An 18233-nucleotide genomic window follows, 5' to 3' on the forward strand; every position below is an offset into this window, starting at 1 on the left:
TCAACGGTCTTATCATGCGTAAATGCTGCTCTAATTATGCAAAAGACCAAAAGACCAAAAGACTTGTCCATAATAACGGCAGTCTTGAAATTAAGTATGCCAACCGCCGTTAGGGCTGATGATTTGCCCCGTAATGTAGGATGACTCCGGCAGCGCCAGAAAATAAACAAGCGAAGCGATTTCATCTGTGGAGCCGAATCGTCCGACTGGTATTTCCTGCTGTATCGCAGCCTTCTCCTCCGCGTTGAACCCGTCCATCATTTCCGTGTCAACAGCTCCTGGAGCAACGGCGTTAACGGTAACGCCCGTCGGCGCCAGCTCCTTCGCCAGCGCCTTCGTAAAAGCGTTCATGCCGCCCTTGGTTGTAGAATAAAGCACTTCGCAGGATGCTCCCGACATCCCCCAAATGGAAGAAACATTAATAATTCGGCCATAACGCTGTGCAATCATATAGGGCATAAACAGCTGCGAGCAAAGAAACATTCCCTTCAGGTTAACGGCCATCACTTCATCCCATTCTTCCTCCGACACATCCATCAGCATACCGTAGTGTGAGATACCGCCGTTGTTAACCAATATATCCGGAAGCATGTTATGGCTCTCCAGCTTCTCCCGCATCCGCTCGAGCTGCTCCTTCGAGCGCAGATCTGCTGAGATCGTTAATACGTTCGCCCCAAGAGCCATGCAAGTTCGCGCCGTCTCGTTAGCCGTTTCATGCGATTGTAAATAATGAATGACGATATTTACACCCTCAGCCGCAAATCGTTTAGCAATGGCTGCCCCGATCCCGCGGCCTCCCCCGGTAATAAGCACCGTCATTTGCTGGAGCGTCTTCATTTTGACGGCTGTTCCACAGTCGATACCGCAAGCTGTTCAAAATCGAAATGCTCGCGCAGCCGCTCATTAACTTCTTCAAGCGTACATTTTTCATAAAAATCGAGCACATCGAACATATCGCTGTCACGGAACCGATATCTCGTAAATTCGCCGGCAATCGCTTCTGGGGAGTTTAGCATACGTAAATATCCGCCGATTTTTTTTCGTTTGGATCTCTCGAACGCGGTTGGTTCAATACCGCTGGCCAATATACCTTCTACAGCCGTTCGTATTTGCTTGATGAGCTCATCCGGGTTAGGCGTATCGCCGCCAATGACCGAGAAGGCATAGCCGGTGCTCGAATTGTATTCGTGACCGAAGGAATCCGAGATCAGATCATTTTCATAAAGCTGTTGGTAAAGCTTGGAGCTAGGGCCAATCAGAGCCTCAAGCATTAGCTTCGTCGTCACTTCTTGCCGCAGAAGCGCTTCCCCGCTTAGACCTGTCTTCTTTTCTTTGAAGCCGAGCATGCATTTAGGCAATGACACTGGCAGCTCCGTCACCTTGCGTTTAATCTTTACGGATTCAGGCTCCTTCTCAAAATATCGCTCTATCGGTCCTTGCGGCTCAAACGATTTGCCGTTTTGATTCTCGCGTACAAGCTGGAACACTTCCTCCGCATTTACGCCGCCTACGATGAACAACAGCATATTGGATGGATGATAAAACGTCTCATAGCAGCGGTAAAGGGTTTCCTTGTCGATTTGTCTGATGGACTCTACCGTACCAGCGATATCGATATGCACCGGATGCTCGTGATAAAGCGCATCAATCAGGCCGAAATAAACTCTCCAATCGGGATTGTCACGGTACATATTAATTTCCTGCTCGATAATCCCCTTTTCCTTCTCTACGTTCGTATCCGTAAAATAAGGATTTTGAACGAAATTGATCAGCGTCTCCAAGTTCTCGTTAATTTGCTCCGTCGCCGAAAACAAATAAACCGTTCTGTCGAAGCTCGTAAACGCGTTCGCTGACGCTCCCTGAGATGCAAAAACGGCAAAAATGTCGCCCGTAGGCTCTTCGAACATTTTATGCTCCAAGAAATGAGCGATGCCGTCAGGCACTTTCGCCGGAGGCTGATTGCCTACCGAGAACCGGTTGTCAACCGAGCCATATTTCGTAGAAAATGTCGCATAGGTTTTATTAAAGCCTTCCTTCGGCAGCACGATAACCTCAAGCCCGTTATCAAGCACTTCCCGATATAACGTCTCCTGCACGTTTGGATAGCTAAGGGTTTGCATTCGTTATGCCTCCTTTCGATCGCGCAAAAAGTAAATCGTATCCAGCTGAACGCGCTCCGCAACCTTCACGATATCCTCAGCGGTAACCGCCTGAACCTGCTCAAGCAGCTGCTCCGCGCTTCGCTGCTTCCCGGTAAGTACGCTATTGAAATCATAGGCGATCATCTCATAAGCGGAATCCTGAAGCTCACGGAGGTGATTAGAGATCATCGCCTTCGTTTGATTCAGCTCCAGCTCTGAAAGCTGGCCTTGGCGCATGCTTTCAAGCTGCTCCTTAATAATAACGACCGCACGGTCGTAATTGGCAAACTCAATGCCGGATTGAATCGTGCAAAGACCTTTATGGCCGTCAAGCCGTGATGAAGCATAATACGCCAAGCTTTCCTTCTCGCGCACGTTCAAAAACAGCTTCGAATGCGGATATCCGCCCAAAATGCCGTTATACATTAAGACTGCCGGATAAGCGTCATCTTCATAACCTACTCCAGTGCGAAGACCCAAATTCAGCTTACCTTGACTAACCTCCATCCGCTCCGTAACGGTCTTCACTTCTTTAACCGGATGCTGCACATTTGGAACCGAATAAACAGATGGCGAGCCTTCCTTTAGCCTAAAAGCTTTCGTTACAAGCTCAGTAACTTCCTCCAGCGTCGTATCGCCAACAACATATAAATCAAGCGCGGCGTTATCCAGCCACTGCTCATAATTCGCATACAACGATGAAGGTGTAATCGCATCGATGTCTGCCAGCTTGCCAAGCGGATGAAGACGGTAAGGCTCATCCGCACACATTTCCTCTAGGCATCGCTCAGCCGCATACCGTATCTTATCATTCACGATCGCCTCTAGCCTTTTCTTAAGCGTTGTTTTCTCTGCATCCACATATTTATGATGGAAACCATTATTGTCTAACAGCGGATCGGTAAGCACATCCCCCAGGAAGCGAAGCGATTCTGCAAGGAGCGAAGTGTTCGACGAAACAAATTCATCATTTATGACATCCATGCGGAATTGAACGATCTGGGAATCGCCTCTTTTATATACGTCGAAACCGAAGCCTGCTCCATATAAATCATCCAGCTTCTCACGGAAAGCGATGGTTTCCGGCAAGTTCGCTGTGCCTCTTCTCAGAACGAACGGAATAAGCGCAACCGGAGTTACTGTTGCCTCTTCAAGTGTAAGTCCCGCAAATAAGGAAATAGCAAACGTTTTAAATCGTTTTGTAGGCAGCACATGCAGACGAATACGCTGCAGCTGCCCTCTTTCGAATTGGGTCACTCGGTTTGCTCCTTTCATCGGCGCGTTATAGAGTAAATCTATTCCATTTGACAATTCACTATACCATTCTAACCTATAGGAAATGGAAGAAGCAACCACTGCTGCGCTAGACAGTAATGGCTGCTTCCTTTCGTGAAATCCTTATAGTTACATGCAGAAAATATGCTTACCGATCGTTTTAATTTGCGTCCGGGTCCAGATCCATTTCGAGGTAGCCGTTTCCGGATTAAAATAGTAGACGCAGCCGCCAGTTGGATCCCAGCCGTTAATGGCATCCTCGACCGCTTCTCTCGCTTTTTCATTAGGCGTCAGCCAAATTTGACCGTCGGCAACCGCTGTGAAAGCGAGAGGCTGGAAGATGACGCCGTAAATCGTATTCGGAAAGCTTTGCGATTTCAAACGGTTAAGAATAACAGCTGCAACCGCTACTTGTCCCTCATAAGGCTCTCCGCGCGCTTCGCCGTATACGGCGTTGGCCATTATCTTCAAATCATTATCCGTCAAGCCGAGTCGGTTGGACTTTGCAATTGACGTTTTGCTGTCTTTCGAGCTAGCGGTTTCTTTCCCGCCGGCACCTGCTTTTGAGTCTGAAGGAGCTGCAGTCGGCTTCCAGCTTTTCGTAGCTTCCCAAAGTTTAAGCTTTGTTTTTGCTCCGACAACGCCGTCCGACTTCATGCCGAACTTCCATTGGAACCACGTTACCGCGTTTTTAGTGCTTTGTCCAAACTTCCCGTCTATTTCACCTTTGAAATAACCGAGATGCTTGAGCCGTCCTTGCAATTCATAGACGTCCTGACCGGAGGAACCTACCGTCAAAGTAGCGTTGCTGAACGTTTCCGCTGCTTCGTTATGCTCTCCGCGCAGTAATGAAATGGACCCGAACAGCAACAGCACGATAATCGAGGTCATCAATATCAAACGATTTCTCATGATGGGATCTGCCTTTCTCTTGCAAGTTAGTTCGCTTAAGGTAGCGTTACCTAACTTTAGTATGAGAAATTGATCCCTCTTCTATGCATGAAGTCCCTCTTCCAGCAATTAGCGGAAATTAAGAGCTGACCCTGCCAGCTTGAAATTCATCCATCGTAATAAGCACTTCACGCGGCTTGCTGCCTTCATATGGACCGACAATAGAACGAGCCTCCATCTGATCGATCAATCTTGCAGCTCTCGTATAGCCGATCCTCATTCGACGCTGCAGCAAGGACACTGACGCTTGCTTGGCTTCCAAAATAATTTGTACCGCTTGATCGTAAAGCTCATCGAGCACCTCATCGGAATCAGACGATTCTTCTTCAACCTCAGGTACAAGATCTGTTTTATATTCCGCTTCGGCTTGGCCTCGAGCATAATTAACGAGCGTTTCCACTTCCTGATCCGATAGAAAGGCGCCTTGCACCCTTATCGGCTTAGACATTCCTACAGGCAAGAACAGCATATCGCCGCGGCCAAGCAGCTTCTCTGCTCCAACCATATCAAGAATGGTGCGCGAGTCGACTTGAGAAGATACGCCAAATGCGATACGCGACGGAATGTTCGCTTTGATCACACCTGTAATAACATCGACTGACGGGCGTTGGGTCGCGATGATGAGATGAATGCCGGCAGCACGCGCCATTTGGGCAAGTCTTGCGATCGAATCCTCCACGTCATTCGCGGCAACCATCATTAAATCTGCAAGCTCGTCCACTATAACAACGATATACGGAAGAACTGCAGCCGGATTATCCGCCATTAAAGTGTTATACCCTTCAATGTTACGCGTCGCAGATTTAGAAAACAGCTCGTAGCGGCTCTCCATCTCTACAACAATCTTCTTCAAGGCGAGTGACGCCCGCTTAGGATTCGTCACGACAGGAGCAAGCAAATGCGGTATTCCATTGTACACATTCAATTCAACCATCTTCGGGTCAATCATGAGAAATTTCACTTCGTCCGGCGCAGCTTTATACAGAATACTCGTAATGATACCGTTAATACAAACCGATTTACCCGAGCCTGTAGCGCCTGCAACGAGTAAGTGGGGCATTTTTGCTAAATTGCCCACAATCGTCTGACCGGAAATGTCGCGCCCGAATGCGATTGATAATTTAGACGATGCATTTTGGAAAGTCGCCGTCTCCATTACCTCGCGCATCGTGACGACGGATACTTCCATGTTCGGCACTTCTATTCCAATCGCAGATTTGCCTGGAATCGGCGCTTCCATCCGGATGTCCTTGGCAGCTAATGCAAGAGCGATATCATCCGTAAGTCCAACGATACGGCTAACTTTAACTCCTGTAGCCGGCTGAACTTCATAGCGCGTCACTGCGGGACCTCTGACCACATCTAGCACTTTAGCCCGCACGCCAAAGCTTTCAAGCGTCGCCTCAAGTTTTCTTCGCGAATCGTACATATCGGATGCATCGGCACTTTTGCCAAGTAAATTCGGCTTCGTAAGCAGCGAAAACGGAGGCAGCAAATATGGCTTCGCCATAGCCTCTTCCAGAGCTATCGGGTGTTTCGGTGCAGTCTGCAACATACTATCCTCATTTACGATGGCTTCCGATGCTTCGGCGCCTGCAACGGATCGCATGTTGTCCGAATCCTGTAAATCCTGCTCGTCCTCCTGTTCATCCTCTTCCTCATCATCCAGCCCGGCATCGGCAGGTTCCTGAACAGGCCATGACTCGTTCCATTCTTCCCCGATCGGCCCGGCAGGCTGCACATGATCGATAATAATGCCTGTTCCTGCCTCTTCCCATGGCATAACGCCATCCCGTACAGGCGCAGCATTTCTTACTTCTGTATGTAGATCCTCGCCTGATTTCTCCCACGGCGGTTCAAAATCATTTTGCCACGCCGGTTTATTGCTATCACGTGTTTCCGTGCCATCTGGCTCGAATACCCATTCATCCCGCTCTTCATCCTGATTGCCCGGTGCCTCGGTATCGCGATCCTGTCTCCAAGAGAAAAACAAGGATCTCCTCCTCCTTGGCGGAGACACAACATAGCCTTCATGATCGTCGTCGATCGTCTCATCATCGTCTAGATCCGTTTGCCCTGCATTTGCATTAACCGCCGCAGCAGAAACACGCCGTGATGATCTTGTCGCCCATTTGGCCGCCAGCAATTTGAACATTCGAATAGCTCTGGCGCTCACCAATCTTCCTAATTCCACGTACGACTTACCCGTCATCAGCATAATAGAAATAGCGAACATGACGAACATAATTAACTTTGCTCCATAGTAACCAAACAAGGAGAAAAATAATGAATATTGAATCGCGCCGACGTAGCCGCCGCTAATTTCTTTACTACTTATCGGTAAATTGTTATCTGCCGGTACGCTTATTAAATATAATTGCAAATCACTGCTGAGCTGCCTGAATATCATCGTACCTGTCAAATCAGCCGTTGGCCTCAGCTTTTGGTCAATTTCCGATATCGAGCTCATCAACGTAAAAGCGAGTACCAAAATAAAAAAGCCAGTCCGTTTATTAGTCCAGCCCTTTGGCCAAGCCCGTTTAATCATGACTGCCAATCCGACAAGTATGCCAATTAAAGCAAGCACGAAATAAAACTTGCCGAGCACTAGTCCAAAAAGTTTGGATAACGAGCGCCCGACAGCTGCTTCTCCTGAAAGAGCAATAATGGAGATCGTAATGAGCAAAATGCCATATACTTCGTATTTTAAGTTTGTGCCGATTGATTTTTTTCGTCTCTTTTTCTTTGCCACATTCGTCACCTCTGGTAAAAGATTATACCATAGGTGGACAAATGTTCCTATGAGACATTCGTACGAACGTACGTTTGTTGTTTATTGGTAATGGACAATTGTGCCCGGCGTTAAATTCGGATTTAAGTAATCATCAAGACTGCATTCTAAAAGACGCACAATTTTACCCATTCCAGGCGCCACAGGCATGACCTGCATCTTCACGCCTTTCAACCATACTTCTTGCAGCTGCTCCATTTCGTCATGAAAGCCCTCCAGTACCACTTCAAGAGGCATGTTTGTGTAAATCGTCATATACTGTTCACCTCGACTCTTCCACTTTTAGCAGCTTCAATCCGTCGATTTAATTCTTTAAGCGCTTCGCCCAAGCCGCCCACCGCATCAATAAGCCCATGCTTCACGGCATCCGAGCCGATGACCGTTGTACCGATATCGCGGGTAAGCTCGCCGGTTTTGAACATCAGCTCTTTAAAGGTGTGCTCAGTCACGTTGGAGTGCGATGTGACAAAACGGACGACACGCTCCTGCATTTTATCCAAATATTCGAAAGTTTGCGGTACGCCGATCACGAGTCCGTTCAACCGAATCGGATGAATCGTCATCGTCGCCGTTTCTGCAATAAATGACATATCCCCTGCTACTGCAATCGGAACGCCGATGGAATGTCCACCGCCAAGCACAAGCGTCACGGTTGGCTTGGAAAGGGATGAAATCATTTCAGCAATCGCGAGTCCCGCTTCGACATCGCCGCCTACCGTATTAAGGACGATAAAGATGCCTTCAATTTTATGATTTTGCTCTGCAGCCACTAATTGCGGAATCAGATGCTCGTACTTAGTCGTTTTATTTTGTGGAGGTAAGACAAGATGCCCTTCCACTTGACCAATAATGGTCATACAAAAAATATTTGATTCTGTTTGTGCTGGTATAGCAGTCTGGCCGAGCTGCTGGATCGTTTCGACAACAGCATTCGCCTTTTTTTTCTCATCCGTATTTGGTTCGGTCTGCTCTGCTGCTATGTCCATCTGTGATTGCCAATTCATGTGCAATCCCCCTCTTATGAATTATTGCTTGTCATAGTATGGGGTCTGACGTCGAATTTATTCAGTTTGAAGCAGCGATTACATGCAATATAAAAAAAAAGAGAATCGCTTGCGTCCGCCGCGGCAACTGCGGATTAGACAAGCGATCCTCTTCATTGTTCAGCTATCGAATTAAACTTCCATAATAATTGGCAAAATCATTGGGCGGCGGCGAGTCTGCTCGTACAAAAAGCGGCCAAGCGCATCCTTCACATTCGTTTTAAGCGATGCCCATTCATTTACCTTATCATTCATCAGACGTGTAAGCGTTGAAGTAACGATGCGATTTGCTTCATCAAGCAGACCCTCGGATTCGCGAACATAAACGAAACCGCGAGAAATAATGTCCGGACCGGACAAGATCGCTCCATCCTGTTTGCTTAATGTGACCACGACGACCAAAATGCCGTCTTGCGACAACAGCTTGCGGTCACGCAGTACGATATTACCGACATCGCCAACACCCAAACCATCGATTAGGACATTGCCTGCTTGTACTTTCGAGCCTTTACGGCCGTTCCCGTTCTGGAATTCGACAGTGTCGCCGTTATCGATGACAAAGATGTTTTCGCGGTCGATGCCAATCGCTTCTCCAAGCTTAGCATGCTGGCGAAGCATCCGGTATTCACCATGAATTGGAATGAAATATTTAGGCTTAATCAGGTTAAGCATAAGCTTCAATTCTTCTTGGCTGCCGTGACCGGATACGTGCACGCCAGAGACCGAACCATTGCCGTAAATAACATTTGCGCCCAAACGGAATAATTCATCAACCGTACGACCAACATAACGTTCGTTGCCTGGAATCGGCGTTGCGGCGATAATAACCGTATCTCCAGGTAAAATATCGACCTTGCGGTGTGTTGAACGAGCCATGCGCGTAAGCGCCGACATTGGCTCGCCTTGGCTGCCTGTACATAAAATGACAACCCGGTCAGCAGCCAATTTGTTAACTTCTTCCGGTTCGATAATCATACCCTCTGGAATGTTCAAATAACCAAGATCGGAAGCGATGCCAACAACGTTCACCATGCTGCGGCCTACAACAGCGATTTTGCGGCGGGTAGCGATTGCAGCATTAATAATTTGTTGAATCCGGTGTACATTTGATGCGAAAGTCGCAACAACTACGCGCTGTAATGACTTCCGGAAAATATCTTCAAGATTATCGCCTACCTGAGCTTCAGACGGCGTATATCCAGGACGCTCAGCATTCGTGCTGTCCGACAACAGCGCCAAAACGCCGCGTTTGCCAATTTCGGCGATACGCTGCAAATCAGCGAATTGCTCGTTAACCGGCGTGTGGTCGAATTTAAAGTCACCCGTATGAACGACTGTGCCTTCTGGCGTATCCAAGCTAACACCTACGGAATCAGGAATACTGTGATTCGTTCTGAAGAAGGAAGCACGAATAGTGCCTAATTGAATTTCGCTGTCTGCATTGATGAGAATACGCTTCGTTTCTCCGAGCAAGCCTGCTTCCTTCAGTTTACCTTCGATCAGTCCGAGCGTAAGTTTTGTTGCATATAATGGAACATTTAAGCTCTTCAGCACATACGGCAAGCCGCCGATGTGATCCTCATGTCCATGCGTAATAATAATTCCGCGAACTTTGTCGCGATTTTCCGTTAGATACGAGATATCCGGAATAACGATATCAATTCCGAGCATGTCCTCTTCTGGAAACTTCAAGCCTGAGTCAACAACAACAATGTCATTGTTATACTGGATGACGTACATATTTTTACCGATCTCGCCTACTCCGCCTAATGCAAAAATGAGCAGTTTATCGTGGTTGTTCTTCTTAGACAAGTGTATCTTTCCTCCTTAAAATTTTGCGAAGCTAACTTGCTTCGTAATCCTTTTATTAAATTTTGCGAAGCTAGAACGCTCGTAAGTATTGTCTTAATATGGAATAGCATGAATTTTCTTCACACTGATCCATTTGGTGTTGTGACGCCGAACCTTTTTTATACTTATGTGCTGTTATCGTCAGATGCCGCTCTGACGTTAAGTTCATTTCCAAATATTTGCCGCACCCAGTCACTTGAAATCATTATACATGAAGAAAAAGATGGAATACAAGTGAAACCCGATATTGCTATTATTCATTATGCTTCCCAAAAAAATAAAACCGATGCTGGATGCACCGGCTGCAGTCAACGATAGCGTCTATTTATACGATCAAATTGCGTAAAAATGCGGCTTCTGCTTCGTTAACTGTTACTAGTGGAAGCCTTACACCGCCGACTGGGAAACCTTTCAAACCAAGTGCAAATTTTACTGCGACTGGATTTGGCACCGGATGCGGGCAATAGAACAGTCCTTTGAAAATCGGAAATAAATGCCCATTAATACGAGCAGCTTCCTGCACGTTGCCGCTAATATAAGCTTTAATAAGCTCATTCATCTGTGCTCCGACAATATGGCTTGCTACGCTGATAATACCATAGCCGCCAACAGCCAAGGCTGGCAAAGTTGCGCCATCATCTCCGCTGTATACTTTAAAATCAGCGGGGGCGCCGCTAATAATTTGTGTTAATTGATCGGTTGAAGCGCAATCCTTCGTTGCCACAATATTGTCGATCTGTGCTAAGCGAAGCGTCGTTTCAACGGAAAGGTTCACTCCAGTGCGGCCTTCCACGTTGTACAAAATGACAGGCAGAGCCGTAGCTTCCGCAATAGCCTTGAAGTGCTGATAAAGTCCTTCTTGGTTAGGACGGTTATAATAAGGAGCGACAAGCAAGATGCCGTCAACACCAGCCGCTTCCGCATCTTTCGTCAGATGGATGGAATGGGCCGTGTTGTTGCTCCCCGTACCGGCAATAATTTTGCAACGACCATTCGCATGCTTGACAGCAAATCGGAACAGCTCCAGCTTCTCTTCATCGGACAGCGTCGGCGATTCGCCAGTAGTGCCTGAAACGACAAGACTATCGCTTTGCTGTTCCTCAATTAAATAATCAATCAGTCGGCCGGTCGTTTGCCAATCAATTTGACCGTCCGCATCGAATGGGGTTACCATCGCGGTAATTAGTCTTCCAAATTCCATCTGAATTCCTCCCAAAAGTATTGCTCTCTATCGATGAAGCTCGAACTTCGCGTGGAGAGAACGTAATGCCTCTGCCATATCCGCTTCACGAACGAGCACCCAAATCGTTGTATTAGAATCAGCTGATTGCATGATGGAAATCCCCTGTTCCGTCAGCGCTTCCACAATGCGCGCCATAACGCCAGGCTCTCCATTCATCCCGCCGCCAATTACGGATACCTTTGCACAGCCATTTATTGCTGAAGGCACGAATCCGCCGTCCTTCAACACATTAACTGCACGTTCAGCATCATGATCAAATACAGTATAAATTGCGCCGCTAGGCGTTACATTTATAAAATCAACACTAATATGATGTTTTGCCATCGATTGAAACACCTGCAGCTGCACATCATTGCGGCCTTCGATAGCCCTTACTGATATTTGTGTAATTCCGGATACATGCGCAATTCCCGTGACATGCCGATCCTTAACGGTAAGTTCTGCTTTTAGCTCGGCTGAATCGGTTACAAGCGTCCCCGTTTCGTTCGAAAAGGTAGATCGTACCCGCAGCGGTATACGTGCCTGCTGGGCAATCTCTACGGCACGTGGATGAATAACCTTCGCGCCTTGCCTTGCCATGTTACATATTTCAGCATAGCTAACGACAAGCAGTGGCTTTGCCTCTTCAACTATGCGAGGATCTGCTGTTAAGATTCCGTTTACGTCCGTATAGATGTCAACCATTTCGGCTCGCAGCGCTGCACCGAGAGCAGTTGCAGATGTATCACTGCCGCCGCGTCCGAGCGTAGTCGTGTCGCCTTGTGCCGTGCTTCCTTGAAAGCCGGTTACAATAACAACCTTTCCTGCACCTAAATGACCAAGTACCTTTTCCGGATGAATTTCTTTAATTCGGGCTTGCCCATATTGTTCGTCAGTAATCATGCCCGCCTGTCCGCCGGTTAAAACGACGGATGGGATGCCGTTTGCGATGAGTAAACTGCATAAAGCGGCTGCGGAAATAATTTCTCCGCAGCCTAGCAGCATATCCCGCTCACGCACCGGCAGCTTGTCGCCATTGTTACGAATGAGCTGCAGCAAAGTATCCGTTGCATAAGGATCTCCCTTGCGGCCCATAGCCGATACGACAACGACAACAGCCAAGCCGTTACTGCGTTCTCTACTAATGTGATGGATAACGTGTTCTCTGGCGTGATCGGTAGATAAAGAGGTGCCCCCGAATTTTTGAATCAGGATGCGCATATTGTTATCCTCCGTATTCGATCCCGAGAGGAAGAGCGTATTACCCTTTACTTAATAAGTTAACCTTTTGCGATATGTTCAGCGATTTGAACAGCATTCCATGCTGCGCCTTTGAGCAGGTTATCGGAGACGATCCACATATTAAGTCCGCGTTCAGACCCTAGATCGCGTCTCAAGCGACCAACGAATACATCCGGCTTGCCGGCAGCGTCAGTCGCAAGCGGGTACTGCTGGTTAGCAGGATCGTCAACGAGCGTAATGCCCGGTGCATCTGCCAGCAGCTGCTTTACCTCTTCCAAATCGTAGTCGTTTTTGAGTTCTACATACAGGGATTCCGAGTGACCGTAAACGACAGGAATACGCACGCAAGTGGCCGTAACCTGGATGGACTCGTCACCCATAATTTTTTTCGTTTCGCGAACCATTTTCATTTCTTCGAGCGTATAGCCATTCTCTTGAAATTTATCGATCTGCGGAACCGCATTGAATGCGATTTGATGCTTAACCGGCAATGCTCCTACCGGCAAAATATCCGGGTTTACAGCTTCGCCATTGAGTGCAGCCTGCGTTTGACGCAGCATTTCGTCAATTGCACGGCTTCCCGCACCTGAAACGGCTTGATATGTGGAAACGATGATACGGGAAATGCCATAACGGTCTTGAAGCGGCTTAAGCGCAGCTACCATTTGGATTGTCGAACAATTCGGGTTTGCGATAATGCCATTATGCTCGCTTACCTTCTCGATATTTACCTCAGGAACGACAAGCGGAGTGTTCTCATCCATACGGTATGCATTCGTGTTATCGATACATACTGCGCCATGCTCAACCGCATGCGGAGCCAAAGCTTTAGTAACGTCGCCGCCTGCGCTGAACAAAGCAATTTCAACACCTTTGAAGCTATCCGGCGTTGCTTCTTCAACCGTCAGCTCTTGACCTTTGAAATTAATTTTGGTGCCTGCTGAACGAGCAGACGATAATAGCTTAAGGTTCTCAATCGGGAAGTTTCTTGACTCTAGTAATTTTATTATTTGTTCCCCTACTGCGCCTGTTGCTCCTACTACAGCAACATTAAACAATTTCTGATTCGACATTTGTTGTCGTCTCCCCTCTATACATGTGTCATTAGTGCCGTTCGACAAGCAGAGGCTGCAGCTGTTTTCCCGCAAGGGCGGCTTCGCATGCTTCCAAGACCAAATCCATTCTGGCAACAAGCGAATTAGGCTTCTGCACAGGGTTATCTTGGCCGAACGGTACGAAATAAATATGTTTAGCCACTAGCAGCTTCGCTATGTTAGCGGCATTTAAACCGAGACCATCATTTGTTGAAATGGCAAGCACAATCGGACGTCCATTGCGCATTTGCGCCTTGGCAGCCATGAGCACCGCGCTGTCTGTTATCGCATTTGCTAGTCTGCTCGTTGTGTTGCCTGTGCATGGCGCTATGACGAGAACGTCCAGAAGCTTAGAAGGACCTAGCGGCTCCGCCTGCACGATCGTAGATATCAATTCGTTTCCAGTAATTGCTTTAAGCTGCGCCTGCCAATCCTCGGACTTTCCGAATCTCGTGTCCGTGGTCATAAGCGTATTCGATACGATCGGCACCACATTCGCACCTGCATCGACGAACCTTTTAATCTCAGGCATAACCTCAGCAAATGTACAGTGCGAGCCAGACAAAGCATAACCCACAGTTATTCCAGACCAATTCATATCCCATTCCCCCGCTTAATCGTATCTTCCAAAATCAACTGAGATAAGCAATCCGCCATGATACGTCCAGCTGTTTTGGGTGCGACGATACCGGGTAGTCCGGGTGCGAGCATCGCTTTAATTCCCCGCTTCTCTGCAAAGCGGAAATCAGTGCCGCCAGGCTTCGATGCGAGGTCGATTATTACGGCCCGCGAAGGTAAATTTGCGATAATTTGCGCTGTGACTATCATAGTCGGAATTGTATTAAAAAGCAAGTCAATATTGCTTACATGCTGCAACAAACCACTGATGTAGAAAGGCTCGAAGCCCATTTCCGAAGCTCTTGCAAACTGCTCCGAACGACGTACGCCAACCTTCACCTTCGATCCTAAACCTTGAAGTGTGCGGGCCATCGTAAATCCTGTTCTGCCAAAACCGAGTACCATGGAGGATGCACCGTGAATGGTTATATCGGTATTCTGAATCGCCATCATCAATGCGCCTTCCGCTGTCGGTATGGAATTGTATATCGCGACATCATCACGGTCAAACAGCTCAATTAAAGATAATGTGTGCTGCTCGCACAGCTGGCGTAAATATGGTTTGGCCATTCCCGTATACACCGTGCAGTGTTTTGGCAGCTTTGCAAAATGGCTATCAGTCAGCTGCATTTCACGATCGCTGAAGACAGCATGGATCAAGCCTTGGTCATCTGTGCCTACCGCGGGCAGCAGAAGCGCATCGATGCCTTCGAACAGCTGTTCTTCGAACTCCGCTTGAACGGCTCCGTCCAGCGACGAATGTAAGCCGTCAAAGCCTGAGACGGTGACGGTAGCATCAAGCTCTGTCAGCTTGCGTATGACCTCGAGCTGTCTTGCATCACCGCCAAGCAGCAGCACTTGAACGCCTGTTAGCATTAAGCTTCACTCCTTTCTTGCTACTAGATCTAGATCATCTTATGCTTGCGCCCAGAGCGGGGTGAAAAATAAAAAAAGATCAGGCAAAAAACCCGATCTTTTTATAAAAAAGTTGTATGATTATTTAATCCCGGCCTATACGCCCGTATGGCCGAAGCCGCCCGCGCCTCGTACAGTGTCAGGCAATTGTTCGGTTTCAGTAATCGTAACCGCAGGCACCTGCTGGAACACCATTTGAGCGATCCGCTCTCCGCGCGTAATCGTAAATGGCTGCTGGCCCAAATTGATAAGAAGCACCTTTACCTCGCCCCGGTAGTCCGCATCAATTGTTCCTGGTGAATTCAAGCAGGTAATGCCATGCTTGTATGCGAGTCCGCTGCGCGGTCTAATTTGTGCTTCCAGCTCGCCTGGCATAGCCATTGCAAAGCCGGTAGGTATGAGCTTGCGCTCTCCTGGCTCTAACACGGTTGGATCTCCTACAGCAGCCTGCAGGTCAAAGCCCGCAGCCCATTCGGACATTTTTCGCGGAATCGCGATATCTTCATTTCCTTCTAGTCGTTTAAATAGAACTTGATACAAATTGATTCCTCCCCAGCTGCGCTGCTGCTTTATCATTAGAGCCTACCATTGCGACGGAAAAAGGTACGGACAGCATACGCTTCGTCACTTCAACAACGTCCGCCATCTGTACCGAATCGATCCGATTCAGCAGCTCGTCTAAAGTATAGTGTTGACCGAGCATCAGCTCGTTTTTGCCTAAACGGTTCATTCTGCTGCTCGTGCTCTCAAGGCTCAAAATCAAGCTCCCTTTCAGCTGCTCCTTGCCACGGTGCAATTCATCTTCGCCCAGACCTTTAACAGACAGCTCGTTAAGCTGCTCCATCGTCAAGTCGAGCACTTCCTTGGTTTGCTTAGGAGCCGTTCCCGCGTAAAGAGTAAACAAGCCCGTATCTGCATAGGACGTGTGGTAGGAATAGACAGAATAAGCAAGTCCGCGCTTCTCTCTAATTTCTTGGAACAGTCTGGAGCTCATTCCGCCGCCAAGCGCGTTGTTAAGCAGAATCATAGCATACAAGTGAGAATCAGTAATTGAACAGCCAGGAAATGATATACATAAATGATTTTGTTCGGTTTTCTTCTTGTAAAATAAGTAATCGCCATGGAAAGCCGGCGGACTTACGATCGAGGATGACGGCTTGCTGTTCGAAAAGCTGTTAAAATGCTTCTCCAATAAAGCGAGCAGGCCTTGCTCTTCCACGTTGCCTGCAACACTGATGACCGTATTCTCAAGCGTATACGCATCGTTCATATACCCGCGAAGCGTATTCGAGTCCATAGCTGACAAACGATCCTCAAGCCCTAATATCGAATAAGCTAACGGATGATCTCCAAATGCGGCACGCGACGCTTCGTCATGCACCTTATCATCGGGGGTATCCTCGTACATGGAAATTTCCTCGAGAATGACATTCTTTTCCTTCGCCAGCTCCTCGGGATCAAGCTTAGAATGGAAGAACATGTCTGAAAGCGCGTCCACAGCGAGCGGCAAATGCTCATCAAGCACTTTTGCAAAATAACATGTATATTCCTTAGAAGTAAACGCATTGACATTACCGCCAATGCCGTCAAATAAGTCAGCGATGTCCTTCGACGTACGGTTCTCTGTGCCTTTGAACAGCATGTGTTCAATGAAATGGGAAATTCCGTTGTTTTCAGGCGTCTCATTACGGGAGCCCGTTTTAACCCAAATACCAAACGAAACCGATCTTACGGTCGGAATGTATTCGACGACAACGCGTAATCCATTGCTAAGCGTGTATTTTTTCACCAGTAGTCCTCCTAATGTTTTGCGCGGCAATACTTCATTATTAGTTTTGCCGAACAGAACTGGCATCGTAAGCATGTGTTTTTAAACATGAATGTTTTTACTATATCAGAATCAGTCGGCCCCCTCAACAGCAGCAGGTATGCGCTTTGATGATAGCGTCTCACTGACCGTTCCAAGCGTATAGCCCTTTGTTTTAGCCGTAGCGATTATGCCTGCAAGCGCATCGCGCGTCGAGGATGTGGGATGCATCAGTATTAATGCGCCCGGCTCCAGCTTCATCGAGATTTTGCGTATAATTGAATCAGCCGGGGGCTTCATCCAATCAACCGTGTCGATTGTCCACAACACCGTTTTTAATCCCTGCTCCTCGGCAATTTGAACGGTAGCTTGATTAAATGAGCCTGACGGAGGAGCAAACCATTTGTTATTTACATTTAATGCGGATTTCAATAACGCCTCGGTTTTGGAAATTTGATTATATTGCGCCTGCCTGCTTAAAGCACTCATATCAGGATGAGTATATGCATGATTAGACATCTCATGTCCTTCGGCTTGTATTCGTTTGGCGATATCCGCGTTCTTGTTCAGCCAGCTGCCATCTAAGAAAAAGGTTGCTTTCACATTATCCCGTTTGAGTGTTTTTAGAATAGAATCTATGTATTCATTACCCCAAGCTACATTAATCATGAGGGAAATCATTTTCTTGTTCGGATTTCCGCGGTAGATGGGATAGGGGCCAAGATCGTTAAGCTTGATTTTCGGCTCAACTTCTTTAAAGACATACTGTATCGTATTCGTGGGAGGAGCAAGCAATGCTGCTTCAAGCGTTTTCTCTACATCCACTTCTATCCCATTATAACCAGGAATCGCTTTCCATACGCGGTCAATCCGCGCATCAACAGGATCGATTTTTCGCTTCTCCGCTTCCGCTGAAATGATGGTCAGCAGCCTTTGACGCTCCGGCAGGGAAGCAGTAAGCACTGCTGAAGCCGGTTTAGCATTGCCATATTTCAATGAGGCAAGAAATTGCGATACATCATCATTAATGCTCACGAAAACAAGCAGCATCAGCATGCTTGCAGCGATTGCAGCAGCTTTTCTCACCATCATAACTCCCACTCCCGTAAACGACCTCGCACTCTTCCTAAGCTTGACCTTAAAGAAGCATGTTAATCCATTTGTATGAAATATGGGACGAGATTATGCAAGCATAAACGAGCTACGGCAATTCGGTCCTATATAAAAAAATAAAAAGAGACAGATCGAATCTGGCTCTTTTCTTACTCATGCTGCTATTTTTC

16 protein-coding genes are annotated in these 18233 nt (G+C 47.5%); all 16 read right to left on the reverse strand.

From position 1 onward, the window contains the following. Positions 1 to 90: 90 nt before the first annotated feature. Positions 91 to 837, reverse strand: coding sequence for an elongation factor P 5-aminopentanone reductase (gene ymfI, locus AC0YNZ_RS00805; RefSeq protein WP_110768960.1), 747 nt, complete (start codon positions 835 to 837; stop codon positions 91 to 93). Next, positions 834 to 2120: an EF-P 5-aminopentanol modification-associated protein YfmH gene (gene yfmH, locus AC0YNZ_RS00810; RefSeq protein WP_475824864.1), complete on the reverse strand. Its 1287-nt coding sequence runs from the start codon at positions 2118 to 2120 to the stop codon at positions 834 to 836. The genes ymfI and yfmH overlap by 4 nt, the downstream gene beginning before the upstream one ends. Positions 2121 to 2123: 3 nt before the next feature. Then, positions 2124 to 3416 (reverse strand): EF-P 5-aminopentanol modification-associated protein YfmF, encoded by a 1293-nt coding sequence (yfmF, locus tag AC0YNZ_RS00815; protein ID WP_475825470.1) that lies wholly within the window; start codon positions 3414 to 3416, stop codon positions 2124 to 2126. A gap of 129 nt (positions 3417 to 3545) precedes the next feature. Next, entirely contained in the window at positions 3546 to 4328 is a 783-nt protein-coding gene (gene sleB / locus AC0YNZ_RS00820) for a spore cortex-lytic enzyme (protein ID WP_475824865.1), read from the reverse strand. 118 nt (positions 4329 to 4446) lie between these two features. Next, positions 4447 to 7119: an FtsK/SpoIIIE family DNA translocase gene (locus AC0YNZ_RS00825; RefSeq protein WP_475824866.1), complete on the reverse strand. Its 2673-nt coding sequence runs from the start codon at positions 7117 to 7119 to the stop codon at positions 4447 to 4449. An 81-nt stretch (positions 7120 to 7200) separates the two neighbouring features. After that, the gene (locus AC0YNZ_RS00830) at positions 7201 to 7413 is read right to left on the reverse strand and encodes a YlzJ-like family protein (RefSeq protein ID WP_475824867.1); all 213 of its coding nucleotides are present in this window, start codon (positions 7411 to 7413) and stop codon (positions 7201 to 7203) included. After that, positions 7410 to 8144 (reverse strand): ClpP family protease, encoded by a 735-nt coding sequence (locus tag AC0YNZ_RS00835; protein ID WP_110769466.1) that lies wholly within the window; start codon positions 8142 to 8144, stop codon positions 7410 to 7412. Before AC0YNZ_RS00835 ends, AC0YNZ_RS00830 begins: the two co-directional genes overlap by 4 nt. A gap of 189 nt (positions 8145 to 8333) precedes the next feature. Then, positions 8334 to 10013, reverse strand: coding sequence for a ribonuclease J (locus AC0YNZ_RS00840; RefSeq protein ID WP_110768965.1), 1680 nt, complete (start codon positions 10011 to 10013; stop codon positions 8334 to 8336). Between the two features lie 364 nt (positions 10014 to 10377). After that, the gene (gene dapA / locus AC0YNZ_RS00845; RefSeq protein WP_475824868.1) at positions 10378 to 11253 is read right to left on the reverse strand and encodes a 4-hydroxy-tetrahydrodipicolinate synthase; all 876 of its coding nucleotides are present in this window, start codon (positions 11251 to 11253) and stop codon (positions 10378 to 10380) included. A gap of 27 nt (positions 11254 to 11280) precedes the next feature. After that, positions 11281 to 12495, reverse strand: coding sequence for an aspartate kinase (dapG, locus tag AC0YNZ_RS00850; protein ID WP_475824869.1), 1215 nt, complete (start codon positions 12493 to 12495; stop codon positions 11281 to 11283). Positions 12496 to 12554: 59 nt separating this feature from the next. Continuing rightward, positions 12555 to 13589 carry an aspartate-semialdehyde dehydrogenase gene (locus AC0YNZ_RS00855; protein WP_475824870.1) on the reverse strand — a complete coding sequence of 345 codons (1035 nt, stop codon included), beginning with the start codon at positions 13587 to 13589 and terminating at the stop codon, positions 12555 to 12557. A 31-nt stretch (positions 13590 to 13620) separates the two neighbouring features. Next, entirely contained in the window at positions 13621 to 14208 is a 588-nt protein-coding gene (locus AC0YNZ_RS00860; protein ID WP_056637256.1) for a dipicolinate synthase subunit B, read from the reverse strand. After that, positions 14205 to 15104: a dipicolinate synthase subunit DpsA gene (dpsA, locus tag AC0YNZ_RS00865; protein ID WP_475824871.1), complete on the reverse strand. Its 900-nt coding sequence runs from the start codon at positions 15102 to 15104 to the stop codon at positions 14205 to 14207. The genes AC0YNZ_RS00860 and dpsA overlap by 4 nt, the downstream gene beginning before the upstream one ends. 135 nt (positions 15105 to 15239) lie before the next feature. Beyond that, entirely contained in the window at positions 15240 to 15683 is a 444-nt protein-coding gene (gene dut / locus AC0YNZ_RS00870) for a dUTP diphosphatase (RefSeq protein ID WP_475824872.1), read from the reverse strand. Beyond that, positions 15664 to 16932, reverse strand: a complete 1269-nt coding sequence (locus AC0YNZ_RS00875) for a M16 family metallopeptidase (RefSeq protein WP_110768971.1) — start codon at positions 16930 to 16932, stop codon at positions 15664 to 15666. Before AC0YNZ_RS00875 ends, dut begins: the two co-directional genes overlap by 20 nt. A 111-nt stretch (positions 16933 to 17043) precedes the next feature. Next, positions 17044 to 18042: a polysaccharide deacetylase family protein gene (locus AC0YNZ_RS00880; protein WP_475824873.1), complete on the reverse strand. Its 999-nt coding sequence runs from the start codon at positions 18040 to 18042 to the stop codon at positions 17044 to 17046. Between the last annotated feature and the right edge of the window lie 191 nt (positions 18043 to 18233).

This window comes from Paenibacillus sp. J2L1-98 (assembly GCF_056269405.1).

Excerpts from the sequence above, each read along its gene's own strand:
- ymfI (WP_110768960.1), bottom strand. The coding sequence starts at position 837 with ATGAAGACGCTCCAGCAAATGACGGTGCTTATTACCGGGGGAGGCCGC.
- yfmH (WP_475824864.1), bottom strand. The coding sequence starts at position 2,120 with ATGCAAACCCTTAGCTATCCAAACGTGCAGGAGACGTTATATCGGGAA.
- yfmF (WP_475825470.1), bottom strand. The coding sequence starts at position 3,416 with ATGAAAGGAGCAAACCGAGTGACCCAATTCGAAAGAGGGCAGCTGCAG.
- sleB (WP_475824865.1), bottom strand. The coding sequence starts at position 4,328 with ATGAGAAATCGTTTGATATTGATGACCTCGATTATCGTGCTGTTGCTG.
- AC0YNZ_RS00830 (WP_475824867.1), bottom strand. The coding sequence starts at position 7,413 with ATGACGATTTACACAAACATGCCTCTTGAAGTGGTACTGGAGGGCTTT.
- AC0YNZ_RS00835 (WP_110769466.1), bottom strand. The coding sequence starts at position 8,144 with ATGGACATAGCAGCAGAGCAGACCGAACCAAATACGGATGAGAAAAAA.
- dapA (WP_475824868.1), bottom strand. The coding sequence starts at position 11,253 with ATGGAATTTGGAAGACTAATTACCGCGATGGTAACCCCATTCGATGCG.
- dapG (WP_475824869.1), bottom strand. The coding sequence starts at position 12,495 with ATGCGCATCCTGATTCAAAAATTCGGGGGCACCTCTTTATCTACCGAT.
- AC0YNZ_RS00855 (WP_475824870.1), bottom strand. The coding sequence starts at position 13,589 with ATGTCGAATCAGAAATTGTTTAATGTTGCTGTAGTAGGAGCAACAGGC.
- AC0YNZ_RS00860 (WP_056637256.1), bottom strand. The coding sequence starts at position 14,208 with ATGAATTGGTCTGGAATAACTGTGGGTTATGCTTTGTCTGGCTCGCAC.
- dpsA (WP_475824871.1), bottom strand. The coding sequence starts at position 15,104 with ATGCTAACAGGCGTTCAAGTGCTGCTGCTTGGCGGTGATGCAAGACAG.
- AC0YNZ_RS00880 (WP_475824873.1), bottom strand. The coding sequence starts at position 18,042 with ATGATGGTGAGAAAAGCTGCTGCAATCGCTGCAAGCATGCTGATGCTG.